Below are 24,987 nucleotides of genomic sequence, written 5' to 3' on the forward strand. Positions count from 1 at the left end.
TATCACATCCTAATGTGCTAAATGCTGACTAAATGGCCCTCTTCCGAGTCTTCCTCAATACCGGGAAAGCCGTGGAGGCGTCATTATCTCCAACCTCACGGGGCTAGGACGACGGCGGGACTTAACCAAGCGGTCCCAGCTGGCTGTCCTTGGGGACCCGCAGGTCATCAGATTTGATCAGTTCCTCGACGTTGACGTCCTTGAAAGTGATGACTCGCACGTTCTTCACAAAACGGGCTGTCCTGTACACGTCCCAGACCCAGGCATCCTGCAACGTCAGATCAAAGTACACCTCGCCGTCAGCTGACCGGGCCTGTAAATCCACATGGTTAGCTAAATAAAATCGTCGTTCCGTTTCAACCACATAGCTGAACAGGTTCACCACGTCGCGGTACTCGCGGTAAAGCTGCAACTCCATGTCAGTTTCGTAGTTTTCCAGATCCTCAGCGCTCATGCTTCCATCATCCATCACGAACACGCACTTACCCAACGGGCCCGGGAGCAAACTCATCTCAGCACGGCGACCTCCACGGCACTGATTATACTAGACGCCAGCTTTTGCGGTGGTGGTCTGTGGGACCTAGTTGAGCAATAGCAGCCCGGTGACTGACTGTTCCATAGCCCATATTCGACTCCCACCCAAACGCCGGGAACTCTTGGGCGAGCTGGCTCATCATGCCGTCGCGTTCAACCTTGGCAAGGACACTAGCCGCGGCGACTGACAGGCAGGTCAGGTCCGCTTTAATGCGAGTCTGGACCTGCCAAGGTGCGGGTGGTCCCTGCGGGGCAGCTGTTGCAAAAAGGCCAAGATCTTCATGGACAGGCTCAGAGAGCCAATCTTGGTTGCCATCCAAAATAACAAAATCTGGCATCAGCACTGCAGCAGCTTGTGCCATGGCCCGTTGGCCAGCCAAACGCAGTGCACTCACAAGGCCCACAGCATCGATTTCGTGGGCGGCCGCATGCCCTACGGCACTAGCCTGCGCCCAGTCCACAATTGCTGGAACGAGCGCCTGGCGCACAGGAATGCGAAGGAGCTTACTGTCTTTAACCCCTGGTAGCTCGCTGGCCGAGGCTGGGCGAATAATGACCACTCCTACACTGACGGGACCGGCAAGTGAGCCACGCCCCACTTCATCGCACCCCGCAACAACCGCAAACCCGCGAGAGGCAAGTTCGCGTTCCCACTCAAGAGTGGGTGCAGTAGCAACCATTACTGACCTGCTGGCACGTGCGCCGCAGAGCCCACACTTGAGCTCGTTGGATTAGGGACTTCGTTAAAAACCTCCGGGTGGTTGCCCAGGATCCCCCAATGGGTCACGGGCCAGGCAATCACAACAGCACGGCCTTCCACATCGGCAATGGGGACAAAGCCGGTGTTGTTGTAGCTGTTGTGGTAGCGGGAGTCTTGGGAGTTGTTGCGATGATCGCCCATAACCCACAAATGCCCCTCGGGAACGGTAACTTCGAAGGTAGTCTCCGACGGTGAAGCACCGGGAAACAGGTACGGTTCGGTGATGGCTTGGCCGTTAATACTCAATTTTCCATCAGCGTCGCAGCACCTGACTTTGTCCCCTGGCATGCCAATCACGCGCTTGACGAGGTGCTGCTGTGAGCTATCCGGTGCCAAACCAATGAAGGTCGCCACCTTGCTCACCCAACCAAGGGGACTCTCACTTGTAGGCTCTGGCTTGAGCCAGTTTTGGGTGTCTTTGAAAACAACAACGTCCCCGCGCTTAAGTGCAAATGGTTCCGGCACCAGTAAGTTTACGAAGATCCGGTCATCGACCTGCAGCGTGTTTTCCATCGACCCAGAGGGGATGAAGAATGCCCGGAACAAAAATGTTTTGATTAAAAATGACAAGACAACCGCGATCACAATGATGATCAACAGTTCCTTGCCCCACGACCACGCCTGGCGGCCAAGACGGTGAGCGAGCGTCCCATCGCCGTTGGTGCTGGTGCTGTTGGTGCCATCAGTGTTGGTGGCGTTGGTGCTGTGCCGACCCGCAGTTGAGTGCCGTGCATGCCCGCCTTCGGTGTCATGAGCGTCCGCTGGGCTCTGCGAGCTAGCGGAGTCGTGGGGCACGTGTGCCACTGTAGACTCTTGGGAACCACCGCCGTGGGGTTCGGCGTCATGGGGTTCGGCGTCATCGGATTTCTCCGGAACACTGTCTTGGATCAACGTAAATTTCCTTAGCAAAGTCAAGCAGAAATGTGTCTTGGCGCACCGCTGACGGCGCGTAAACTACGAACGACTCAGCTCTTAGGGCGCCGCATCGCTGTTGCTGTCGATGACGTGCAACCGATCCAACGGCCACACGGTTGCAAGTGGGGAGCCAATGACTTTTGAAGTGGAGATCAACCCGCCACCGGGAGCACCCAACAGTGAACGCGAATCTAAAGACACGCTTCGGTGATCGCCCATAAGCCACAATTTACCCTGCGGAACGCTCACAGTGAACGTCACCACGCTGGGCTCATCCCCCGGATAAAGATAACTCTCGGTCACAGGCACCCCGTTAATTTCCAGGAGACCATCAGCCGAACAACATTTCACCGTATCTCCAGCCACGCCCAGCACCCGTTTTACATAAACGTTGTCATTGGGCACCAGACCAAGCCACTGGCCAGCACCCACCACCCCGTCAGCAAGCGGGCCAGCACCGGATTTCCAGGGTGCGAAGGAACCTCGCCCGTCAAAAACAACAACATCCCCACGCTCAATAGGCACCTTTGCAAAAATGGTCCGAGAGACTAAGACGCGGTCACCAGTTAGCAGCAGTGGCTCCATTGATTCTGAAGGAATGAAGTAGACATCCACCCAGATGTTGCGGACCAACGCCAAGAAAACAAAGATGATGGCAACTGCCAAAACAACGAAACGCCAGCCCAGTTTCCTGGTCTGGCGTTTCGCTTGAGTCAAAGTGCGGTTCCTTTTTTTACTTGGCGGGAACGTTGTCGCGCTTTTCCTTGATCTTTGCTGCCTTGCCACGCAGGCTACGCATGTAGTACAGCTTAGCGCGGCGTACATCACCCTTGGTGACAACTTCAATCTTGTCCAGTACCGGGGAGTGTACCGGGAAGGTACGCTCAACACCGCAACCGAAGGAGACCTTGCGGACCGTGAAGGTCTCGCGGATGCCGTCGCCCTGGCGGCCAAGGACAAAGCCCTTGAACACCTGGACACGTGAGCGGGAACCTTCAATGATGTTCACGTGAACGTTGAGGGTGTCCCCGGCACGGAAGGCGGGAATGTCGCTGCGCAGGCTGGCTGCGTCAACAGAATCGAGAAGATGCATTTTCTCACTCCAGGTAAACGCCACAGGTCATTTACTTTGTGTCACGATTTTCATGGACGGCACAAAGCCTGTCATGGGAATCGAAAAAATTGGACCGGATACCTCGATTGGATCACCGGTGTGCCGCCCTGTTGGCTAGTGTTCCCCCTGTGGCAGGAACACGCCCAGTAGGCACATCTGTTCATTTTGCCACAGATGGCGACTCAATAACTAATTCAGTTCGGTACGCACCATGGTCTCACTACGCCTGGTTCATTCGTTGTCGCGGCGAACTGCTCTTCCCTCGACCACGGCGTAACCCAGGTCCCACAGCACGTTTCGATCCGTTTTACTGAAGTTGGAGACATCAAGGGCGTCAATCAGGTCCGGACGTCGCTGCGAAGTTCTACGCAGCTGGAGTTCTTTGCGGAATTTGGCGATCTTTCCGTGGTTGCCGCTAAGGAGCACCTCGGGGACCTCATGATCGCGCCAGCTCGAGGGTTTGGTGTAAACCGGGTATTCAAGCAGCCCATCGGAATGGGATTCTTCAATAAGTGACTCCGGGTTTCCCACCACGCCAGGTATTAGGCGTCCGATGGCCTCAACCATGGCCAAGACTGCCACTTCGCCACCGTTGAGAACATAGTCTCCCAAGCTGACAGGACGCACCGTGTATTCACTGGCGGCCCAATCAAGTACGCGCTCATCAATGCCCTCATACCGTCCGCAGGCAAAGACCAAGTGCTCTTCACCGGCCAACTCGTAGGCAAGCTTTTGGTTAAACACTTCCCCGGCAGGTGAAGGCACAATCAAGGTGGGCCGAGCGCCGTCGGACACGGCCGAGACAGCGCTTATGTCCTCCAAAGCCTGCGCCCACGGTTCGGGTTTCATAACCATCCCCGCGCCACCACCATAGGGGGTGTCGTCAACAGTACGGTGCCGATCCGCGGTGTAGCTGCGCAGGTCATGGACAACGAGCTCCAGAATTCCCTCGGCGCGGGCCTTGCCAATAAGGCTCAGGTCCAAGGGCGCCAGATACTCGGGGAAAATACTCACGACGTCAAAACGCATTATTTGCCGCTATTTTCTGTGCCATCTAAGTCCGCAGCCTCGCCGGATTCATCGCTCGCTGATACTTCTTTATTAACGCTAAAGAGGCCAGCGGGAGGAGTCAGCAAAACGAAACCTTCTTCGATATTCACTTCCGGGACTATCTCATCCACGAACGGAACCAGAACTTCATCCCCCTCATTGTCTTGCACAATCAGCAGGTCCTGCACGGCCTGGGTGCGCAAGCCAGTGACCTTGCCAACCTTTGCATCGCCAACACGAACCTCAAGGTTCAGCAGCTCGTGTTCGTACCAGGCGTCGTCGTCCTGGTCATCTTCGGATTCAAAGTACAAGGTGGCACCACGCAACAATTCTGCTTCATTGCGGGTGGTGGTACCTTCGAAACCGAGCAGGAGAATATCCTTGTTCCAGCGCGAGCTCTTGACAGTCAGGACTCCCAGCGTTGCCGGTTCAACAACGAATTCGGTGCCGACGGCAAACCGGGAATCAGGGGCATCGGTGAGAACCAATGCCGTCACTTCTCCACGGATACCGTGGGGTTTGCCAATTCGGGCAACCTGAACCTGCATGGGGATTCCTTACGTATTTATATAATGATGGGGAAAAAATTTGGCCCCGTCACCATTATGGTGCCGGGGCCAAACATTTGGCTTAGCTGCTGGAAACTTGCTTTAGTTCGCGCTAAGGCGATACCAAGTTCCGTGGGACAGGTTAGCGGCGACGGTCCGTGTCAACAACGTCAACACGCACCGGTTCACCGTTGGCCAGTGCAGCTACCACTGTGCGCAAAGCACGTGCGGTGCGGCCCTGTCGGCCAATAACCCGGCCGAGGTCGTCTTGATGAACGCGCACCTCGAGGGATTCCCCGCGGCGATTGGTCTTGACGCTCACCTGCACGTCCTCGGGAGAGTCAACAATCCCGCGGACAAGATGCTCCAGCGCTTCAGCCAACAAGTTACTCGGCCTCGGTGCTCTCGGGCGCCTCAGCGTCGTCGGCCTTCTTGGCCTTCTTGGTGATGGCTTCCTTAACAACAACGTTCTTGGCCTCAGGAGCAACGAATGCTTCCTTGGGGGCCTTGGTCTTCAAGGTGCCTTCGGCGCCCTTGATGCCCTTGAACTTCTGCCAGTCACCGGTGATCTTCAAGATCTTGGCAACAGGTTCAGACGGCTGAGCGCCAACGCCGAGCCAGTACTGCGCACGGTCGCTCTTGACCTCAATGAATGAAGGCTGCTCGGTCGGGTGGTACTTACCGATTTCTTCGATCGCACGGCCATCACGCTTTGAGTGTGAGTCCATGACGACGATGCGGTAGTACGGTGCACGCATTTTACCAAAGCGCTTAAGGCGAATCTTTACGGCCACTTTTGTGGTTACTCCTGGTTCGAAAAAGGGGCGAATTCCGTGTCACGCTCCCGTGGGGCGGGCCGATCTTCGGATTTCTAAGGACACGATCATCAAGTGGAGAGAGGGGCCACACGGATCGAGTACATCTTTATTATGCCAGAAAAACTTTGCTACATGGAACGTGTTGCGTTCTGATGCCCACGTGTTGTTCATCATGGCACCGCATTTAAGCTCTTGGGCGGCCGCGGCGAGGTCCTGACATCCGCGAGTTGCCACTTACGGTGCCGTAACGGGCGATCTGGACACCATAAGTGGCAACTGGCGAAAGAAAATTCGTGGCGGCGCCCAGAACTACTCGGCGGAGTAGAAGAACAGACCCATCTTGGCGTTGTCTTCGGCCGCCGACATGGCAGCAACCGCCATACCCGTCAAAGCACGCAGCAACGGCTCGGTTACCGCAGGAGTGGATTCCATCTCTTCGGCCTGGGCCCATTGCGCGGCAAGATCCACAACATCCTCGGGATCCTCCGGGGCGTTCAGCTCTGCAAAAACTTCAAGGAGCGCATCAGGAACAGCAAACAAATTATCCAACTCAATATCCACAAGACTCAGCTCTGCAGCCACTCCTGTTGCATGGACCTTATTGACGGCAAACTCACCGAGTACTTCAAACTCGAAGTCACTCAGGCCGGGAGTGGGCAGCACGGGCACGTCCATGGCAGGTGATTTTCCAGCCTGTCGCGCCTTGGCGCGAGCAACCGCCTGGTGGTGGTCGGCAATGAAGAACTCTGAGTAATTGGCCACGCACAAGCCTTTCAAGTTGGGTTCCGGCACTGAAATGTTCCGGGGAAGCCCCCGTATTTGGTTCACGGCGAGCTCCGGAACCAACCCTAACTTGAATCTGCTTTGTCCACAGCCCCGGCCTCACCGGCTGAGCTAGGTTACTTGGGAGACACGTAGCTTTACTAGCGCTGGTTCAGGTCGACTCTCATGACAATTCGTCGACCCACAGCGGCCATTTGAAGTTCGCGTTCGTGCTGAAGACGGGCTCTCATTTCGCCTTGCCACTGCCCCGATACAACCTCCGCGAACCCGCAGCTTGCATAAAAGGGCCCGTTGAAAGGTATTTCGGCAAAGGTACAGAGCGTCATGGACTTGAAGCCAGCCTCCGCCGCCCATGCCTTTGCGGCCGTCACTAATGAACGGCCAATACCCTGCCGTGCGAACTCAGGACTGACAGAAAGTTGTTCCAGGTGGGCTTGGCCATCCACGATTTCTAACTGCACAAAACCAACCGGCGGACGCCCGGCCACCATGATGTGAAACGCGTCAGCATAATCTGCCGGCATGCCCAGAGGTGCAAAGTTGGCAATGGACAGGGGTGGCTCCAGCGTTTCAAAGGCATGGTCGGCTTCCGCCTCGACGGCAGGCAGCAAGGCAAACTCGCTCAGAGCTGCCGGACGAATTTCAAACATAGAGCGATCCTACCGACATGACAGCCATCTCCCTGCGCCGCGTATTGGTGCGCCGCGTATTGGTGCGCCGCATATTGGTGCATCGTGATATTGGTGCACTGTGAAGAGCAGGGCGGTTACGCCGGCGTCAGCGGTCATCTGTGGTGGCCAGCGTCTGCTCAGCAATATACTCTGTGATTATTTGAACACCTTCGGGGTGGTCGTGCGGGCGGTGTCCACCAGGTGTCATCCGATGCATGGCACCCGTTGTGGTGAGATACTCGGCTATTTCTTCGTAGAGGGGTTCCCAGCCTCCTGTTAGTACAAGAGTGGGTACACCGGGAACTATGTGCAACGGCGCATCCCACAACGGGGCCTGTAAGTGAACACGCGCCGCGGTTCTGGCTGAGGATTCTGCCGGTGCTAGGCGCGTCATTCCCGTTGAACTGTGAACCGTACTGTGAGCAGTGCTTTGCCCAGCATTACCTGGGCCCGTCATGGCACCGGTTAACCGTCTGAACTCGGCAGAAAAGGCAGTATCTGTCAGTTCCGCACTTCGGGCAAACAACGGTTCCACAAGTTCACGGTATGCAGTGGTTGCAGGCAGTTCTGCCGTCAGCGACAGTAGCGCAGGTTCCACCAAAACTAGCGACCGGATTAGATCGGGACGTTCCACAGCTGCCATCATGGCGGCGACAGCACCCTGGGCGTGGGCCACCAGATGGCCGCCCCTTCCCAACGCATCAATGACAATGCGGGCGTCGGCGGCGAAGTCGCCGGCGACAGGGAACTCTACGGCGTCAAAACCGGTCCGCTTGAGAAACAAACAATCGTAGTTCCCGGCGAGGGTGTGTTGAGCGGGCCAGGCAGCAACCCCATAACCATCCATGCCATGCACAAACACAATACGGGTTTTACTCATTGATGCAGGCTACCGGAGGCCACTGACAAAGTGCCCCATTTTGGTGCCCGAGCAGCACAAGGTTGGTGCGTGAACAGCAAAAGGCCCCGTCCGGTGCGTCAGTAACAGAGGTGTTACTGACTTCCGAACAGGGCCTTGCAGGTAGCGTGGCTTACTTGCCGAGGAACTTCTCAAACCCCTTCGGCAGGTTCAGGCTAGCCGGATCAAAGTCCTCGGCGCCCGCACCAAATGCGGCACCCGTGGGCAGCGACTTGGGCGCACTGGCCTTCTCCGCAGCAGCTTTCAACTCTGCGGCAGCTTTGGCCGGGTTGCCGGAGCGTGCCTTCTTCTTGGGCCCTTGCTTGCCCTTGCGTGCACTGCTGAATCCGCCCGGGCCCGCAACACCTGGCATACCGGGAATCCCGCCACCCTGAGCCATCTTCTTCATCATTTTCTGAGCCTGCCCAAACCGTTCCAGAAGCCCGTTGACCTCTGAAACGTGAACGCCGGAACCCTTGGCTATGCGGGAGCGGCGGGAGCCGTTCATGATCTTGGGCGCCACACGCTCATGAGGTGTCATGGAACGGACAATGGCCTCAACGCGGTCGATCTCGCGCTCATCAAAATTCTCAAGTTGTTGGCGCATGTTGGCGGCACCTGGCATCATCATGAGCATTTTCTTCATGGAGCCCATTTTGCGAATCTGCTGCATTTGAGCCAGAAAGTCATCGAGGGTGAAATCTTCTTGGTCGGCGAACTTCTTCGCCATCCGCTCAGCTTCGCCCTTATCCCAGTTCTTTTCAGCCTGCTCGATGAGCGTGAGCACGTCACCCATGTCAAGGATGCGGCTGGCCATACGGTCTGGGTGGAACAGCTCGAAGTCATCCAGTGACTCACCCGTTGAGGCAAACATGACGGGCTTGCCGGTGATGGAGGCAACGGAGAGCGCAGCACCACCGCGAGCATCGCCGTCCAGCTTGGTCAGAACAACACCGGTGAAGTTCACACCTTCGTTGAACGCCTGAGCCGTGTTAACAGCGTCCTGGCCGATCATGGCGTCTATAACAAAGAGGACTTCATCTGGGTTGATGGCGGCGCGGATGTCTGCAGCCTGCTTCATCAACTCTGCGTCGATACCAAGACGTCCGGCGGTGTCAACAATGACGACGTCGTGAAGTTTGGCCTTTGCCTCAGCCAGACCAGCCATGGCGACGGCTACAGGATCACCGGTGGCACTTTCAAATTCGCTGCTAACACCGGGGTGCGGGGCAAAAACGGGGACACCCGCGCGCTCACCGTTAACCTGGAGCTGTTTGACGGCGTTGGGACGCTGCAAATCCGCTGCAACCAGCAGTGGGCTGTGCCCTTGGCCCTTGAGCCACTTGGACAGCTTTCCGGCGAGGGTGGTTTTACCCGCACCCTGCAAACCGGCCAACATGATGACGGTGGGCGGGTTTTTAGCCAAGTTAATGCGGCGGGTTTCCCCACCAAGAATGGCAACGAGTTCCTCGTTGACGATTTTAACGATCTGTTGAGCTGGATTCAGCGCCTCATTGACCTCAGAGCCCAGCGCGCGCTCACGCACTTTGGCTGTGAACTCACGAACCACCGGCACGGCAACGTCGGCATCCAAAAGGGCTCGACGGATCTCGCGCACTGTGGCATCGACGTCGGCTTCGCTTAGCCGGCCTTTGCCACGGAGGTTCTTGAAAGTTGCTGTCAACCGATCAGATAGGGAGTTGAACACGCGCCGCGTACTTCTTTCGTCAGAGATTAACCAACGCCCGCGCGGGCTGGCCAGGGCCTGCCCGCGCAAGAGACGCGGCAATTACGGTAATCAGGATGAGACCGGCGAGACGGCGTTTACCACCGTCCCACTCCCTTTCCTGAGGGACTCAACTATCAAGGGTACCAACTACGGCGCCGCTTCGCTGCACATGCCACGCAACCCGGAACTCACCAGCGGTGATTGTCCCTGACAAGCACGTTCCAAATGAAACTTCACGCTCTTGAGCGCCGGAAGTGCTGAAATTTTCTGGACTTGGTGGCATGCTGAAAGTGTGAAGAAAACCAGCTCAGCTTCCAGTACTCATGCCTCCTCTTCGGCCAGCTCGAAAACCAAGGCTTCAAAAGCCTCGCACGACGCCGGGCCCCCGGTTCAGGCGAACGGCTCCGACGGGCGGATCAAGACACTTGTTATTTTGGGTGCCTCGGGCGATTTGACGGGTCGACTTTTGCTGCCCGGGGTGGCTCGTTTGATTGCTTCAGGACGGGCGGACGGGCTCTCGTTGGTGGGCGCCGGCAACGATGACTGGTCCGCTGAGCAGTGGCAGGAAAGGCTCAAAGAGAGTTTCTCCGAGGCCCTCTCCCCCAGCGAAAAATCAACGGATAAGTCATCCACTGCCTCCGGGATCAAGGATCTCAAACAAGTCAAAAAAGAGAGCACTTACCATCAGCTTGACGTCACAGCCAAGGGTGCCTTGGGCAAATTCCTCAAAGATATTCCCGGCCCGGTTGCCCTGTATTTTGCCCTGCCCCCGGCAATAAGCCAAAAGGCCTGCTCGGTTTTGACTCCAGAAGAGCTGCCCGAGGGAACTCGTCTGGTGATGGAAAAACCGTTTGGTTCAAGCGTTGAATCAGCTCGCGAACTCAATGCCACACTGGCCAGCTTGGTTCCCGAAGACCACATCCACCGGGTGGATCACTTCTTGGGCAAGTCCACCGTCCTGAACATCTTGGGGCTTCGCTTTGCCAACAGGTTGCTGGAGCACTCTTGGAACGGTGAGCATATTGAAAAGATCGAAATCTTCTTTGATGAGGCGCTGACGTTGGAGAACCGGGCCCGCTACTACGACCATGCCGGGGCCGGGCGTGACATGATTCAAAGCCACCTGCTTCAAGTCATGGGCATCATGGCAATGGAACCCCCTGCAACTTTGGGTGAGCAGGACGTCCGCTCCAGCATTGCCACAGTTCTGCGCGCAAGCACTATTGGCCGCAACGGTGGTGATTTGGCCAATTACACCCGCCGGGCCCGCTACACCGCCGGCACCATTGGTAAACGTCACGTGCCCAGTTACGTTGATGAAGACGGCGTGGATCCGGCCAATAATACCGAGACCCTGGCTGAGGTGGAGGTGTACATCAACAATTGGCGTTGGGCCGGAGTACCGTTCATTTTGCGTTCCGGTAAGGCTGTTGGCCACTCACGCAAGGAGGCGGTGGTGACGTTCAAACCAGTGCCGCACCTGCCTCTTGGGTTCAAGGGAATAGATGCCCCAACGCGCCTACACATCGGTTTCGGTCCGGATACTCTGGTGTTGGATCTTGATGTCAATGGCCCAGGTGACGTCTTCACCCTTGACCGGGTCAGATTGGAAGCAGAGCTGGGCAGCGATCCGCTCCTGCCGTACGGCGAAGTCTTGGAAGGCATTCTGCGGGCAGATCCCCTGCTTTCAGTGCGCGGTGACACTGCGGAAGAGTGCTGGCGTATTGTGGAGCCAACCTTCACCGCATGGAAAGCTGACAAAGTCCCGATGGAGGAATATGCTGCCGGCTCTAATGGGCCCGGTGATTGGACCACCAGCAACGACTAGGCTTTCCCTCCCAACGGGATAATACTGGAGTATTTCCTGACCGACGACGGCGGCACTTAGGTAAGTTCTCCACTCACCTAAGTGCCGCCGTCGTCCATTGGAAAGACTCTAGATCGCCGCAACGCCGCGTTCACCAGTTCGGACGCGGACGGCTTCACATACCGCAGTCATCCAGACTTTGCCATCCCCAGCATTGCCGGTGTTGGAGCTGGCCACGATGATGTCGATGAGATCGTTTGATTGCTCATCTGAGGCGAGGACTTCAATACGGATTTTTGCGTGCAGATCAATTGTGTATTCCGCCCCGCGGTAAACCTCCGTGTGGCCGCGTTGGCGTCCGTAACCGTGCGCGCCGCTGACCGTGAGGCCCTGCACACCGTAGCTTTCCAGCGCATTGCGAACCTGGTCCAATTGTTCGGGACGGATGATTGCCGTGATGAGTTTCATGCATCTACCCTTGCTTCCATAGTCTGTGTTTCTTGTGGCCCTACGGACGCCGGCAGTTTCTCCAGCAACGGCGAGAAACTACCGGAGCTGCGGCCGCCGAAGTCGTAGGCCGATTCGCCGTGGACACTGATGTCAATACCGTCTGTTTCCGCCGTGGCGGAAACGCGTAACCCTATGGTTTTGTTGATGATCCACCCGATGAGGAAGGCGATGACGAACGAGTAGAGCATAACGGCCAGGGCACCGATGGCTTGTTTGCCCAGCAGCTCGAGTCCGCCTCCGTAGAACAGTCCCTGGCCTCCTGCGGGTGCACCGGGATCGGCTGCAAAGCCGATGAATAGGGTCCCTACAATGCCTCCCACCAGGTGAACACCCACTACATCGAGGGAATCGTCAATGCCCATACGGTACTTCAGGCCAACTGCCAAGGAGCAGACGGCCCCAGCCAGTAAGCCCAGTGCCATCGAGTACATGGGGGTCAACGCCGAGCATGCCGGCGTGATGGCAACGAGCCCGGCAACGGCTCCGGAAGCCGCGCCGAGGGAGGTGGCGTGGCCATCGCGAATTTTCTCTACAAGAAGCCATCCCAAAATAGCCGCAGCCGGGGCGGCGAGCGTATTGATCCAGGCATACCCAGCAATAGCGTTGGCCCCTAAGGCCGAGCCTGCGTTGAAACCAAACCAGCCAAACCACAGCAGGCCAGCTCCGAGCATGACGAAGGGAAGGTTATGCGGGCGGTGGCTGGGGTCCTTGCCGAATCCTTTGCGCTTCCCCAAAATAATCGCCAACGCCAATGCGGCTGCGCCGGCGTTGATGTGCACCGCCGTCCCGCCGGCAAAGTCAATGACACCTAGCCCCTGACCGATCCAACCGCCAGTCGGATTGCCATTGGCGTCCTTGGTAAATGAGAAAACCCAGTGGGCAACCGGGAAATACACCACTGTGACCCAGATAGCGGCAAAGAGGAGCCACGCACCGAATTTGGCACGATCTGCTATTGCCCCGGTAATGAGCGCCACCGTGATAATGGCAAACACCGCCTGAAAGCCGACAAAGGCAATCTCTGGGATAGTCGCCATTAAGGGAATTCCAGCGCCGGTGTCCAGGACACCGCGCAGCCCCAACTTTTCGAAAGGGTTACCTAGCAGTCCGCCCCCAACGTCACTGCCGAAAGCTGCCGAGTAACCAAAAAGAACCCAGAGCACACCAACAACGGCGATGGCCCCGAAGCTCATCATCATCATGTTCAGCACACCCTTGGCCCGGGTCATGCCTCCGTAAAAAAATGCTAGTCCTGGGGTCATCAAGAGCACCAGGGACGCCGATATGAGGACCCACGCTGTATCACCAGTATTCATTGGCTGCTGGCCTTTCATTGCAAGAATGATTGCCGGTTGCCACCTGGGCCCGTGCAATCTGGACTCTTACAATGTTGGGACTGGGGTGTTTCGCAATGAGGTGCGCAACGTTTCCGTGGCGTTACATTTTCCGCCACAACGTTAAAACAGTGCACCGTCCGTGTTTCGGGTGTGTTTCGGTGCCGGCCAAAACGGGCGCTGTGTTAAAGGCCGCTTTTAAGTCAGTAGTGCATCCACAAATGTCTCTGCCTCGAAGGGCGCCAGGTCATCGGCGCCTTCACCTAGTCCCACCAGTTTCACGGGAACCCCGAGGGTCTTCTGGATGGCCACCACAATGCCACCCTTGGCAGTGCCGTCCAGCTTCGTCAGGACAATGCCGGTGATATTCACGACTTCAGCAAAGACCTTCGCCTGGGTGAGCCCGTTCTGACCTGTCGTTGCATCCAGCACCAGCAGCACCTCATCAACGGTGGCTTGCTTCTCAATGACTCGTTTGACCTTGCCAAGCTCGTCCATCAGCCCAACCTTGTTTTGCAGGCGCCCGGCGGTGTCGATCATGACAACATCAACTTCTTGTTCGATCCCGGCCTTCACCGCTTCAAAGGCGACCGAAGCGGGGTCTGCCCCATCGACGTCGGACTTCACAGTGGGTACACCTACGCGGGCACCCCACGTTGCCAGCTGCTCTGCCGCAGCGGCGCGGAAGGTATCGGCAGCGCCCAGCAGCACGTCCTTATCCTGTGCAACTAACACGCGTGCGAGCTTGCCCACGGTGGTGGTTTTACCCACACCATTGACGCCAACCACCATCAAAACAGCCGGACGGTCCTCGTGACGGGTAAGGTTCAGCGTCCGGTCCATGGTGGGATCCACCAGTTTGATCAGTTCCTCACGCAGCATGGATTGGACATGTTCGGGGCTGCGCACGCCCAAGACCTTGACGCGTTCACGCAGCGTATCCACCAGTTCCATGGTTGAATCGGTGCCGATATCTGCCAGCAGCAGCGTCTCCTCGACCTCATCCCACACATTTTCATCGATAGTGTCGCGCGAAAGCAGCGCCAACAAGCCTTTACCCAGGGCATTGTTTGACTTCGATAGCCGTGCGCGCAGGCGTACCAGCCGTCCGTCAACGGGCAGAGGCGTTTCCAGCGACGGTGCAGTTGGTGTTTCCGGCTCAACTTCCGCGCTATCAATGTCCGACGGCGGAACTTGGCTTTCCGGGCGCTCCTGAACCAGGGTGCCGCCACCTTGGGCATCGGTGGCATCCAGCGGTGCTGGATCATTGGCGTCGCGCGGGCCAACGTAGTTTTGGTTGCTTCGCCGGACCTTCAGAAAGACTGGAATGAGGGCGCCGATGACGGCGAGGCCAACAACAATGGACACAATGATGGGGAGAAAATCGTTCACTCTCCCAGTCTCTCACGGGGCCTGCCGGCATTGGCTCTCCTGCTGCGTGTGAGAAACTCTTCTTTGATGCCAATGACTAGTCCCCGTGCCAATAAGGTCTCTGACCCAACCAAAGTGAAGTTGCCTCGAGAGATCAAGGTGCTGGTTGCTGCCGCTTTCCTGATCGCCATTGGTTTTGGCATTGTGGCACCTGTTCTGCCCCAATTTGCGCAAAGTTTTGATGTCAGTGTGACCGCCGCAGCAGTGGTGGTCAGCGTCTTTGCCTTCACGAGATTGCTCTTTGCCCCGCTCAGTGGATGGCTTGTGGAGCGGATGGGTGAGCGACGCACCTATATTTTGGGGATCCTGATTGTAGGAGCATCCTCCGCGGCCTGTGCCTTTGCCCAGAATTATTGGCAATTGTTGGTCTACCGCGGGCTTGGCGGTATTGGTTCAACCATGTTTACAGTGGCCGCTATGGGTCTTTTGATCCGGATGGCTCCACCCAAGGCGAGAGGTCGCATTTCTAGTTTGTACGCCGGTTCTTTCCTGTTGGGCAATATTGCCGGGCCTGCTGTGGGTGGGCTGTTGGCAGGGTTTGGAATGCAGTTGCCGTTCCTGGTTTACGCCGGGGCACTAGTGCTGGTGGCCATTCTTGTAGCCACCTTCCTTCCGGCTGCTCTTCCCATTCCGGTGCATGAGCGTGCTCAGGCTGCGCTGAAGAAACAGGTTCTGCCACTGCGTGATGCACTGGCAATTCCTGCCTACAGGGCGGTACTGACCTCCAGTTTCGCTAATGGCTGGTCCGCCTTCGGCATTCGAATGGCATTAGTTCCACTCTTTGCCACTGCGGCGTTGGGTGCCGGACCGGAAGTTGCCGGTATCTCTCTGGCCGTGTTTGCTATCGGCACCGGTGTTGCCCTCACGTTCTCCGGCAAGTTGGCTGATACTTGGGGCCGCAAGCCGATGATTTTATCTGGTTTGGTCGTCAACGGTATTGCCATGTGCGTGTTGGGGTTCACCGGGGAAGTTTTCTGGTTCTTTGTTATCTCAGCAATCGCCGGTTTGGGCAGTGGGCTCATGGGTCCGGCGCAGCAAGCTTCGGTGGGTGATGTCATTGGCAATGATCGGTCTGGCGGTAAGGTACTGGCCACGTTCCAGATGAGCTCGGATCTGGGCGCCATCATCGGACCCATCGCAGCAGGCTTCCTGGTTGACCTCTTTTCCTACGGGGTGGCTTTCTCTATGGCGGGCGCCGTTGCATTGGTTAGCATCCTGTTCTGGCTGCGTGCAAAGGACACCCAGCAGCTGTAAGCACCCCCGGCAAACGCTCGCTCACTTTACGTCGACTATGAGCAAACGCTCGCTCACCTAGTGAGCGAGCGTTCTCAAAAACACGACGTAGAGTGAGCGAGCGTCGGGGGTGGGGCGGTTATTCGGGGCGGTTCATTCGCTGACTGATCACTGTTGATACTCCGTCGCCCCTCATCGACACACCATAGAGCGCGTCGGCAATGTCCATGGTCCGCTTCTGGTGGGTGATGATGATCAGCTGACTGGATTCGCGCAGTTCCTCAAAAATGGTGAGCAGGCGCCCCAGGTTGGTGTCATCCAGGGCGGCTTCAACCTCATCCATGACGTAAAACGGCGATGGCCGAGCCTTGAAAATAGCCACCAGCAGCGCTACGGCAGTTAGTGAACGCTCGCCACCGGAAAGCAGCGAGAGTCGCTTAATTCGCTTGCCAGCGGGCCGGGCCTCAACCTCAATACCTGTTGTGAGCATGTCGGAGGGATCGGTCAGGACCAGCCGTCCCTCACCGCCCGGGAAGAGCCGGCCAAAGACGCGCTCAAATTGCACGGCCGTGTCTGCGTAGGCGGCAGTGAAGACCTCCTCCACACGCTGATCCACCTCCTTGATGATGTCCATAAGGTCTCTGCGGCTGGCTTTGAGGTCCTCAAGCTGTGAAGACAAAAATTGGTGGCGTTCCTCTAGAGCCGCAAATTCCTCCAGCGCCAGCGGATTCACCTTCCCTAGGGCAGATAGATCGCGCTCGGCGCGTTTGAGCCGCTTTTCCTGCTCTTGGCGCACAAACTGGGTCCCTTCACGGAGTTCATCCCCTGCTTCATCAACCTCAATGCGCAACGCCGCCCACTTATCAGTGCCAACCCCCGGAGCCAACGGCACAAGAGTCTCGGGACCGTATTCCGTGATGAGATGGTCCACACTGAGTCCCAGCTCCTCAATGGACTTAAGTTCAAGAGTTTCAATACGCAACCGCTGTGACGTGCGCGCTATTTCATCCTTGTGCACGGAATCGGTCAGCGTGGCCAGTTCCTTCTGCGCCTCAGCGGTGGCTGCCCGCACGGACATGAGCTCCACTTCACGGGTGGCCCGCTGCTGCTCTGCCTGATCGCGGACCTGCTCGGCCAGCTCGATTGACTCTTCCACGAACGCCAAAATATGTTGGGCAGCCAGTGCCACGGCCGCGGCTTTCTTTGACTGGAACAGCCTGCGGTTAGCCCGGCGAGCCGCCTGTTCCCGAGCCGAGCGTTCTGTTGCCGCTGCCCGTTCCAAGGCTGCCGCCCGAGTCCGCGCAGTATTCAGCGCTTCTTCGCCACTGCGCAAGGTAAGCCGCGTCTCCATCTCCACAGCACGAGCCGCAGCCGCCGCAGCAGCCAAGGTATCCCTTTCCTCCATGGAAGGTTCTACGCTGGCTGGAGCCTGTTGCGCTTGGGCCAACCGGGCAGCCATTTCCTTCAGCACCTGCTGCTCCCGGACCAGATTTTCCGCAGCCGCATTGAGCGCTTGTGCGTGCCTTTCGGACTCGCCCGCAGCCGATCGCAAGGTGGCCCCTAACGAACCAAGCCGCTCAGCAACAGCGGCAAGCCGCGCATCAGATTCGTGCAGTGCAGCCAGCGCATCGCTCTGGACAACAGCCAAGTCACGGCGCTGTGACTGCAGCCCGGCCAACGCAAATCTGGCCTGTTCCCCGCGCGCTGTGGCGGCGCTAAGCTGCGTTTCGGTCTCATCAACTGCGGCCGCCAACTCAAGCAGCGAGGGCGCCGTGGCAGATCCACCCTTTGCATAGAAAGCCGTAATCACATCTCCCTGCGCCGTCACAGCCGTGAGCCCCGGATGGTGAGAAAGAACTTCCCGTGCCCCCGCCAAATCCGGGACCAGAACCACAGCTGCCAGCAAAGCATCCAGAGTCGCATCCAGCTCAGCTGGACCACTGACCTGTGCCCGGCCGACGACGGCTCCCTTCACTGCGTTGACCGCCTCTTTTGCTGCGGCCTGCTTCGTGAGGATCTCTGCCGCGGGACCCGTAGCGGTCCCGGCTGGACCGGCGGGAACTGCTGGACCGGCGGCAACCACCAAGGTGACCCGTCCGCCGTCGTGCGTTTTGACTAGTTCAAGGGCCTTCAGCGCTGACTCGGCATCATTGACAACCACGCCTTCGGCCGCCGCATCAAGGGCTGCCGCGATGGCGATTTCATGGCTGGGGACCACCCGAAGCAGCTCTGCCATGGAGGCCATAATGCCGGGTGGGCGGGTCTCCAACAGGTGCGCGCTGGCGTCCTTGCGCAACAGGCCCACGGCGAGGGCATCGCGGCGCGCGGTGAGGGAATCACGATCCCTTTGCGCTGCCAGCTGCTCCGTTATGACGGCCTCGATCTTCGCATCCAGTGCATCAACGGCGGCGGTGGCCACTTCATAGTCTTCGTCCAGGCGCTCCTCACCAGCTTCAACCCCGGCCACCTGAGACTCAAGGGCAGAAAATTCTTGCGCCGCCGCCTTGTGCCGATCAGCGCCAGCCGCCTTGCCCTGGTGCAGGCGGCCAATTTCAGCCTCGGCGGACTCAACTCGGGAACGAGCCGAAGAAACCTTTCCGGCCAACGTGGCCAGACCCTCGCGGCGGTCAGCTGTGGCACGCATTTGAGCCCGGACTCGCTGCTCCTCATCCCTCACGGCAGCCTCCGCGTCCTCCTTGATTTCAACCGCCGTCTCTAACCCATAGCGGCGTTCTTCAAGGGTCAAATCCAGCTCGGCTTCCTCGGCACGCAGACGGGCGGCCTGCTCGGCAAGCCTGTCAGGATCCCGGCTGGGATCCGGCGCTGCATCCACGGCACCGAGGTGACGCCGACGTTCGGCAGCAAGCACCCCCAGTGCCTTGAACTGGTCACGTGTGGCACACAGCTGATACCAATTATCGCGCGCAGCGTTCAGCAACGGAGTGGCAGCGGCTGCTTGTTGTTCAAGATCCGCTTGCTTTTCACGACCACTGTGGAGAGTCTTTTCCACCAGTTCGCGACGGTTTTTCAGTGCCAGCTCTGCGGCTTCGTCACGTTCGACGGCGGTGCGCAGGCTCACAATGTCATCGGCCAGCAGGCGTGCCTTGGCGTCCCGGACGTCAAACTGCACACTTTGAGCCCGTCGGGCCACGGCTGCCTGCTTGCCCAGAGGGGTCAGCTGGCGGCGGATCTCCCCTGTCAGGTCGGTGAGTCTGGCAAGGTTTGCCGACATGGCTTCTAATTTGCGTAACGTTTTTTCTTTGCGACGGCGGTGTTTGAGAATGCCTGCGGCCTCTTCGATGAAGCCTCGGCGATCCTCGGCGGTGGCATGCAGAACCTTATCTAGCTGCCCCTGCCCCACAATGACGTGCATCTCCTTGCCCAAGCCGGAATCCGAGAGAAGTTCTTGGATATCAAGGAGCCTGCATGAGCTCCCGTTGATGGCATATTCAGAACCTCCAGCTCTGAATAACGTACGGGAAATGGTGACTTCAGCGTAGTCAATAGGCAGCACGCCGTCGCTATTATCAATGGTGAGAGCAACATGTGCCCGCCCCAGCGGGGGACGTGCTGAGGTGCCGGCGAAGATGACGTCTTCCATTTTGCCCCCGCGCAAGGTCTTGGCACCTTGCTCGCCCATGACCCAGGCCAGGGCGTCAACCACGTTGGACTTACCCGAACCATTGGGGCCCACAACAGCTGTGACACCTGGTTCAAAGTCAAAGGTGGTGGCCGAGGCGAAGGACTTGAACCCGCGCACGGAAAGACTCTTTAGATGCAAACTGTATTCTTCTCCTGCGCAGGCGGGCGTTTCACACCTGCCAATCTACCGTGAATTTCTGCTCGCCACCCGGGCGGCCAACGTGTGTATGCATTAAGGCGCATGTGCATGAACACCCCTCTAAGGTGCATAGTTAAGGGTGTGCCTTTATGTGTACGGGGGCCAGCCAATGCAGTTCCCGCACGTTTCGCAGCACAGTCATTGCTTTTTCGGTGCCATTTAGCACCGAACATTACAAGAAAAAGGCTGGAACTTGATCGGCAACGCTACGTTTCGTCACCACAACACCGCCTTGCTGGCTGTCTCAAGCATTGAGGCTCCAGTTGTAGTCAAGTCCAGCGACTTTGACGCTCGGCTTGCCCCGAGCTTGAAACGGTTGCGCCTCTCGAAGCGCCTGTTGGAGCGTGTGGCCGGTGTAGAAGAACGCCGCTGGTGGGCGCCCGGAACGGACTTTGATGACGCCGCTATTGAAGCTGGAGCCAAAGCCATGGCTGAAGCGGGCATTGAAGCCGGCCAGGTAGGGCTGTTGATCAACACCTCTGTCACCCGTCGCAATCTGGAACCCTCTGTGGCTGTAAAAATCCACAACGGTTTGGGGTTGCCCTCCTCTGCCATGAACTTTGATGTGGCAAACGCGTGTTTAGGGTTCGTTAACGGCATGACATTGGCCGCAAACATGATTGATTCAGGTCAAATCAAGTACGCACTGATTGTTGCTGGTGAGGATGCCCAAACCACTCAGGAAACAACTTTTGATCGTTTGAATGCTGAAACGTCCACCCGTGAGGACTACCTCAAAGAATTTGCCACCCTCACTCTGGGATCAGGAGCCGCTGCTGCGGTGATTGGGCCTGCGGATCTGCACCCGGGTGGCCACCGCATCCTTGGCGGGGTTTCCCGCGCCGGCACCCAGCACCACGAGCTTTGTGTTGGCGGCCCTGACGGAATGTTCACTGACACCAAGGGCCTGCTGGATAACGGTTTGGAGCTTGTTACTGACGCATGGGATGAAGCTCACACGGACGGCTGGGATTGGCGTTCCATGGACAGGTACGTCACACACCAAGTGTCCAATTCCTACACCAATGCAATCATCAAGGCCGTGAACCTTGTCAAGGGCAAAGTTCCCATCACGTTCCCCAAATGGGGCAATGTGGGTCCGGCGTCATTGCCGATGACTTTGGCGCAGGAATCCCAAACTCTCTCCAGTGGTGATCGCGTGCTGTGCATGGGCGTGGGCTCCGGGCTTAATACCGCCATGATGGAAATTGCGTGGTAGCAGTGGCTTCATCGGAGGTTGACCCTACCCAGTCATGGCCCGGTGTCCAAGCCAGTTGGCGACGCACCCGCTCAGTGCCGTCCACAGCCGTAGTTGATCCCGCTGGATCACGGCATCAATGGCATTACTTAGACAATGCCGAGGATGTTGCTGCCACGGGGCTAGAGCCTGTGGGCACGCTGCTGTGTGTCCATGGCAATCCCACCTGGTCATACCTTTGGCGCACCCTGTTGGCCGGGGCAACCTCTCCCGCCACACTCGCGGCAGGTGGTCCGTGGCGGGTCATCGCCGTTGATCAGCTGGATATGGGTTTCTCCGAACGCACAGGGACTTTCCGTCGCCTTGAAGACCGCATCACCGACTTGGGCGATCTCACCGCCGCCCTTGATCTCACAGGCCCTGTGGTCAGTGTTGGCCATGACTGGGGAGGGATCATCTCCCTTGGTTGGGCCACCCGACACCGGGAACAGCTAGCCGGTGTGATCCTGACCAACACCGCAGTTCACCCGGCAGGGTTCTCACTACCGCCTGCGTTGCAACTTGCCCTCCACCCTGCGGTTCATAAGTGGGGTACCACGACGACGTCCGCCTTTTTGCAGGTGACGCACTCTCTGGCACAACCAGGCTTGAGTGAAGACGTTAAAGCGGCGTTCATGGCACCGTACAAAACTGTTGCTCGCAGGGCAGGTGTTGGCAATTTTGTGGCTGACATTCCCGCCGCCGAGGATCATCCCTCACGGGCTGCTCTGGACACGGTGTCCGCTGACATCCGCACCCTGGATGTGCCCGTATTTATGATGTGGGGGCCCAAGGACCCTGTCTTTTCCGATCGCTACTTGCGTGATTTACTGACTCGTCTGCCGCACGCGCACGTGCACCGTTTTGAGGGTGCAAGTCACCTGGTGCAAGAAGACCGCGACATTGCCACACCAACCTTTGCGTGGCTCGCCGGTAACGTTCCCGCCAGCCCTGCCGAGTCTGCCCGTTCGGTAAAAGGTGAGCCAAACAATCCGGAAACGGCCAATCCTTATGTGCCGATGCTGGCTGAAATTGATGCCCGGCAAGACGATACTTCCACTGCCATTGTTGACATGCTCCCCACCGGAGAAGCCAGCGCTACCCGAGTTGTTTCCTGGGCACAGCTGGCTCGGGACGTGGACGATCTCGCGGCAGGGCTGCGGGAGTTGGGTGTAAAAGGTGGAGACCGGGTCAGTCTGCTGGTGCCACCGGGCATCAACCTGACCACGTTGATATATGCGTGTTTGAGGCTTGGCGCCATCATTGTTGTGGCCGATGCCGGCTTGGGCACTAAGGGCATGAGCCGTGCTATCAAGGGTGCGGGCCCGGATTACTTGATTGGCATTGAGCGCGCCCTCGCTGGCGCACGCTTGTACAACTGGCCGGGTGTGAAGATTGCAGCGCAGGATTTCACACCAGCCTCAGCCCGGATCAAGAAATCTTTATTCTCCGTTGCCGCCACCGTGCCGCAACTTATGGCCAACGGCCGCGTTGTGCGCCTGGCGGGCAATGCCCAGGCATTCATTCCCCTGCCCGCCGACGCGGACGCCGCAGTGCTGTTCACCTCAGGATCCACGGGACCGGCCAAGGGCGTGGTGTATACAAATCGCCGTTTGGCTGCCATGCGCGACACCCTCAAGGCCACCTACCATTTGGAAGCAGGCACAGCGCTTGTAGCTGGGTTCGCACCCTTTGCACTTTTGGGCCCGGCACTTGGTGCCACCACCGTCACCCCAGACATGGATGTCACCGCGCCGCGCACTCTGACCGCTCACGCACTGGCCAACGCCGCAGCAGCCATCAAGGCGACGGTTGTCTTTGCCTCGCCAGCGGCCCTGGTCAACGTTGTGGGGACCGCGGCGGAACTCTCCCCTACGCAGCGCAAGTCTCTGTCCGACGTCGGACTGGTCTTATCTGCAGGGGCACCTTTGGCACAACCTCTGCTGGAACGCGTTCAGCAGCTTGTCCCGAACGCTGAGCTGCACACCCCGTACGGTATGACCGAAGCGCTGCCGCTTACCGATATTGACCTGCCCGGCATTCGTGCCGCGGGCGCGGGAAATGGTGTGTGCGTGGGTACGGCCGTCAGTGGCGCGTCCACTGCGATTGCCCCTGTGGACGCCGATGGTGTTGTGGTGCCTGAGCCCACCACTGCCGCCTACGTAACAGGGGAAATTTTGGTCAGTGCACCGCACGTGAAAGAGCGTTACGACCGCTTGTGGATCACTCAGGAACTGAGTACTTCCATCCCCGGCTGGCATCGCAGTGGCGATGTTGGTCATCTGGATGCCCATGGCCGGCTCTGGGTGGAAGGCCGCATGGAGCATATCCTGACCACCGCCACCGGTGTGAAAACTCCTGTCGCGCCCGAACAGGCCGTGGAACTGGTGCCAGGTGTTTCCCGTGCAGCCATAGTTGGTGTTGGTCCCAGGGGCACTCAGGTGGCAATTGCCATTGTTGAAACGAACCCCGCCGTCAAACGCGTCGGGCTGGCGCCAACCGCACTGGCCACCCAGATCAGGGCGGCTGCCCAAAGCACTGACTTGCCGTTGGCTGCGGTGCTTGTCATAGATTCCATGCCCACCGATGTGCGGCACAACTCAAAAATTGATCGAGCTAAGCTCTCGCGGTGGGCCGGAAGAATGCTATCCGGTGAGAAGCCAGGGCGTCCATGACCGCCGACTCTTCCTTGGAAAATTCTGCCTCCCCCAACAATCCCCTAGCTACCACCATCTCGAAGCGCCAGCGCCGCGTTCTGGTGACAGGAACCAGCGGCTTGTTGGGACGAGCCGTTGCGAGCCTGCTCCATGAACGCGGTTTCGGAGTGCGAACATTGCAGCGCCGTGCGGTCCAGGCCCCGTGGGAATCGATGCAGGGCTCTGTGGTTGACCCCGACGTTGGCGCACGCGCAGTAGCCGGCATGGACGCAGTAGTTCATCTGGCCGCTAAGGTCTCCTTCACCGGGGAATGGAACGAATTCGTTTCAACAAACATCGTTGGCACACGTCAACTCATTGCGGCTGCCCAACACGAAGGCGTCCGGGACTTTGTGTTTGTTTCCTCACCCTCAGTAGCCCACTTTGGCTCTTCCATTGTGGGCGCGCCCGCTGGCGCAGCTAATCCCGAGCTTGCCCGTGGACACTATGCACGCTCCAAAGCTGCTGGCGAACAAATCGCTCTTGCACAGGACTCCCCCACTTTCAGGGTCACGGCCGTCCGTCCGCATGTGGTTTGGGGTCCCGGGGATACTCAACTGGTGGAACGCGTAGTGGAACGCGCCCGTACAGGCAGGCTCCCCCTACTGGATGGGGGACGGGCACTCATTGACACCACCTATGTTGATAACGCCGCCGAGGCGATTGTGCGCGGCCTTGAACGCATGGACTACGCCCACGGCCAAGCGTTGGTTGTCACTAATGGTGAACCCCGGGCTGTGGGGGAACTCATTGCTGGAATCTGTGCCGCCGCTGGAGTGCCAGCTCCTGGCTACTCCGTGCCAGGTTGGTTGGCTCGTGGTGCGGGCTCCGTGATTGAAAAAGCATGGAGCGCGGCCGGTTCTCGGGGCTGGGTCCATGACGAACCACCTATGACCCGTTTCTTGGCAGAGCAGCTCTCCACTGCCCACTGGTTCGACCAACGCCACACTCAAGCGGTGCTTGACTGGACCCCGGCAGTCACAGTTGATGAAGGCCTGGCCCGTTTAGCGCAGCACTACCGCACAAGCTAATTTCAGCCCTACCACAAGGAAGCCGTGGTTCGGGGACAGGGCCACTA

At 58.2% G+C, this 24,987-nt stretch carries 22 protein-coding genes; 5 read left to right on the top strand and 17 right to left on the bottom strand.

All coding sequences use genetic code 11. The features are described from left to right. Positions 1 to 121: 121 nt before the first annotated feature. The 13 genes from AAFM46_RS10190 to ffh form a co-directional block, all read right to left on the bottom strand. Entirely contained in the window at positions 122 to 454 is a 333-nt protein-coding gene (locus AAFM46_RS10190; RefSeq protein ID WP_343317620.1) for a DUF2469 domain-containing protein, read from the bottom strand. Positions 455 to 539: 85 nt separating this feature from the next. Then, on the bottom strand, positions 540 to 1,214 hold the full coding sequence (locus AAFM46_RS10195) for a ribonuclease HII (protein ID WP_283527800.1): 675 nt from the start codon (positions 1,212 to 1,214) through the stop codon (positions 540 to 542). Then, complete coding sequence (gene lepB / locus AAFM46_RS10200) at positions 1,214 to 2,185, bottom strand: signal peptidase I (protein ID WP_343317621.1); 972 nt, start codon at positions 2,183 to 2,185, stop codon at positions 1,214 to 1,216. Before lepB (AAFM46_RS10200) ends, AAFM46_RS10195 begins: the two co-directional genes overlap by 1 nt. 81 nt (positions 2,186 to 2,266) lie before the next feature. Beyond that, a complete protein-coding gene (gene lepB, locus AAFM46_RS10205; RefSeq protein ID WP_343317622.1) occupies positions 2,267 to 2,926 on the bottom strand; it encodes a signal peptidase I in 660 nt (219 codons plus the stop codon). A 16-nt stretch (positions 2,927 to 2,942) separates the two neighbouring features. Next, entirely contained in the window at positions 2,943 to 3,302 is a 360-nt protein-coding gene (gene rplS, locus AAFM46_RS10210; RefSeq protein WP_283527806.1) for a 50S ribosomal protein L19, read from the bottom strand. 252 nt (positions 3,303 to 3,554) lie between these two features. Further along, complete coding sequence (gene trmD / locus AAFM46_RS10215) at positions 3,555 to 4,352, bottom strand: tRNA (guanosine(37)-N1)-methyltransferase TrmD (protein WP_343317623.1); 798 nt, start codon at positions 4,350 to 4,352, stop codon at positions 3,555 to 3,557. Then, positions 4,352 to 4,921: a ribosome maturation factor RimM gene (gene rimM / locus AAFM46_RS10220; RefSeq protein WP_283527810.1), complete on the bottom strand. Its 570-nt coding sequence runs from the start codon at positions 4,919 to 4,921 to the stop codon at positions 4,352 to 4,354. Before rimM ends, trmD begins: the two co-directional genes overlap by 1 nt. Positions 4,922 to 5,063: 142 nt before the next feature. After that, positions 5,064 to 5,306, bottom strand: a complete 243-nt coding sequence (locus tag AAFM46_RS10225) for an RNA-binding protein (RefSeq protein ID WP_283527812.1) — start codon at positions 5,304 to 5,306, stop codon at positions 5,064 to 5,066. 1 nt (position 5,307) lies between these two features. Next, entirely contained in the window at positions 5,308 to 5,715 is a 408-nt protein-coding gene (rpsP, locus tag AAFM46_RS10230) for a 30S ribosomal protein S16 (protein ID WP_283527814.1), read from the bottom strand. A 333-nt stretch (positions 5,716 to 6,048) separates the two neighbouring features. Beyond that, positions 6,049 to 6,501, bottom strand: coding sequence for a hypothetical protein (locus AAFM46_RS10235; RefSeq protein ID WP_283527816.1), 453 nt, complete (start codon positions 6,499 to 6,501; stop codon positions 6,049 to 6,051). Positions 6,502 to 6,662: 161 nt separating this feature from the next. After that, positions 6,663 to 7,172, bottom strand: a complete 510-nt coding sequence (locus AAFM46_RS10240) for a GNAT family N-acetyltransferase (RefSeq protein ID WP_283527819.1) — start codon at positions 7,170 to 7,172, stop codon at positions 6,663 to 6,665. A 127-nt stretch (positions 7,173 to 7,299) separates the two neighbouring features. Further along, positions 7,300 to 8,073, bottom strand: a complete 774-nt coding sequence (locus AAFM46_RS10245) for an alpha/beta hydrolase (protein WP_343317624.1) — start codon at positions 8,071 to 8,073, stop codon at positions 7,300 to 7,302. 151 nt (positions 8,074 to 8,224) lie between these two features. Beyond that, positions 8,225 to 9,799 (bottom strand): signal recognition particle protein, encoded by a 1,575-nt coding sequence (ffh, locus tag AAFM46_RS10250; protein WP_283527823.1) that lies wholly within the window; start codon positions 9,797 to 9,799, stop codon positions 8,225 to 8,227. 313 nt (positions 9,800 to 10,112) lie between these two features. On the opposite strand from ffh, the gene AAFM46_RS10255 reads away from it, so the two are divergent. Beyond that, positions 10,113 to 11,648: a glucose-6-phosphate dehydrogenase gene (locus AAFM46_RS10255; RefSeq protein WP_343317625.1), complete on the top strand. Its 1,536-nt coding sequence runs from the start codon at positions 10,113 to 10,115 to the stop codon at positions 11,646 to 11,648. 108 nt (positions 11,649 to 11,756) lie between these two features. Here the strand turns inward: AAFM46_RS10255 and AAFM46_RS10260 are convergent, their stop codons facing one another. The 3 genes from AAFM46_RS10260 to ftsY form a co-directional block, all read right to left on the bottom strand. Beyond that, positions 11,757 to 12,095: a P-II family nitrogen regulator gene (locus tag AAFM46_RS10260; RefSeq protein ID WP_283527832.1), complete on the bottom strand. Its 339-nt coding sequence runs from the start codon at positions 12,093 to 12,095 to the stop codon at positions 11,757 to 11,759. Then, positions 12,092 to 13,453, bottom strand: coding sequence for an ammonium transporter (locus AAFM46_RS10265; RefSeq protein WP_343317626.1), 1,362 nt, complete (start codon positions 13,451 to 13,453; stop codon positions 12,092 to 12,094). Before AAFM46_RS10265 ends, AAFM46_RS10260 begins: the two co-directional genes overlap by 4 nt. A gap of 216 nt (positions 13,454 to 13,669) precedes the next feature. Next, on the bottom strand, positions 13,670 to 14,863 hold the full coding sequence (gene ftsY, locus AAFM46_RS10270) for a signal recognition particle-docking protein FtsY (RefSeq protein ID WP_343317627.1): 1,194 nt from the start codon (positions 14,861 to 14,863) through the stop codon (positions 13,670 to 13,672). 72 nt (positions 14,864 to 14,935) lie between these two features. On the opposite strand from ftsY, the gene AAFM46_RS10275 reads away from it, so the two are divergent. Further along, positions 14,936 to 16,156 carry an MFS transporter gene (locus tag AAFM46_RS10275; RefSeq protein ID WP_343317628.1) on the top strand — a complete coding sequence of 407 codons (1,221 nt, stop codon included), beginning with the start codon at positions 14,936 to 14,938 and terminating at the stop codon, positions 16,154 to 16,156. A gap of 118 nt (positions 16,157 to 16,274) precedes the next feature. Here the strand turns inward: AAFM46_RS10275 and smc are convergent, their stop codons facing one another. Beyond that, positions 16,275 to 19,916 carry a chromosome segregation protein SMC gene (gene smc / locus AAFM46_RS10280; RefSeq protein WP_343317629.1) on the bottom strand — a complete coding sequence of 1,214 codons (3,642 nt, stop codon included), beginning with the start codon at positions 19,914 to 19,916 and terminating at the stop codon, positions 16,275 to 16,277. Positions 19,917 to 20,169: 253 nt separating this feature from the next. On the opposite strand from smc, the gene AAFM46_RS10285 reads away from it, so the two are divergent. Genes AAFM46_RS10285 through AAFM46_RS10295 form a run of 3 tightly spaced genes read left to right on the top strand, consistent with a single transcriptional unit; the run spans position 20,170 to position 24,940 of the window. Then, complete coding sequence (locus tag AAFM46_RS10285) at positions 20,170 to 21,195, top strand: 3-oxoacyl-ACP synthase III (RefSeq protein WP_343317630.1); 1,026 nt, start codon at positions 20,170 to 20,172, stop codon at positions 21,193 to 21,195. Then, positions 21,189 to 23,888 (top strand): alpha/beta fold hydrolase, encoded by a 2,700-nt coding sequence (locus AAFM46_RS10290; protein WP_343317631.1) that lies wholly within the window; start codon positions 21,189 to 21,191, stop codon positions 23,886 to 23,888. Before AAFM46_RS10285 ends, AAFM46_RS10290 begins: the two co-directional genes overlap by 7 nt. Further along, complete coding sequence (locus AAFM46_RS10295) at positions 23,885 to 24,940, top strand: NAD-dependent epimerase/dehydratase family protein (protein ID WP_343317632.1); 1,056 nt, start codon at positions 23,885 to 23,887, stop codon at positions 24,938 to 24,940. Before AAFM46_RS10290 ends, AAFM46_RS10295 begins: the two co-directional genes overlap by 4 nt. Positions 24,941 to 24,987 lie beyond the last annotated feature (47 nt).

It is taken from the genome of Arthrobacter sp. TMP15, assembly GCF_039529835.1.
GTDB lineage: Bacteria > Actinomycetota > Actinomycetes > Actinomycetales > Micrococcaceae > Specibacter.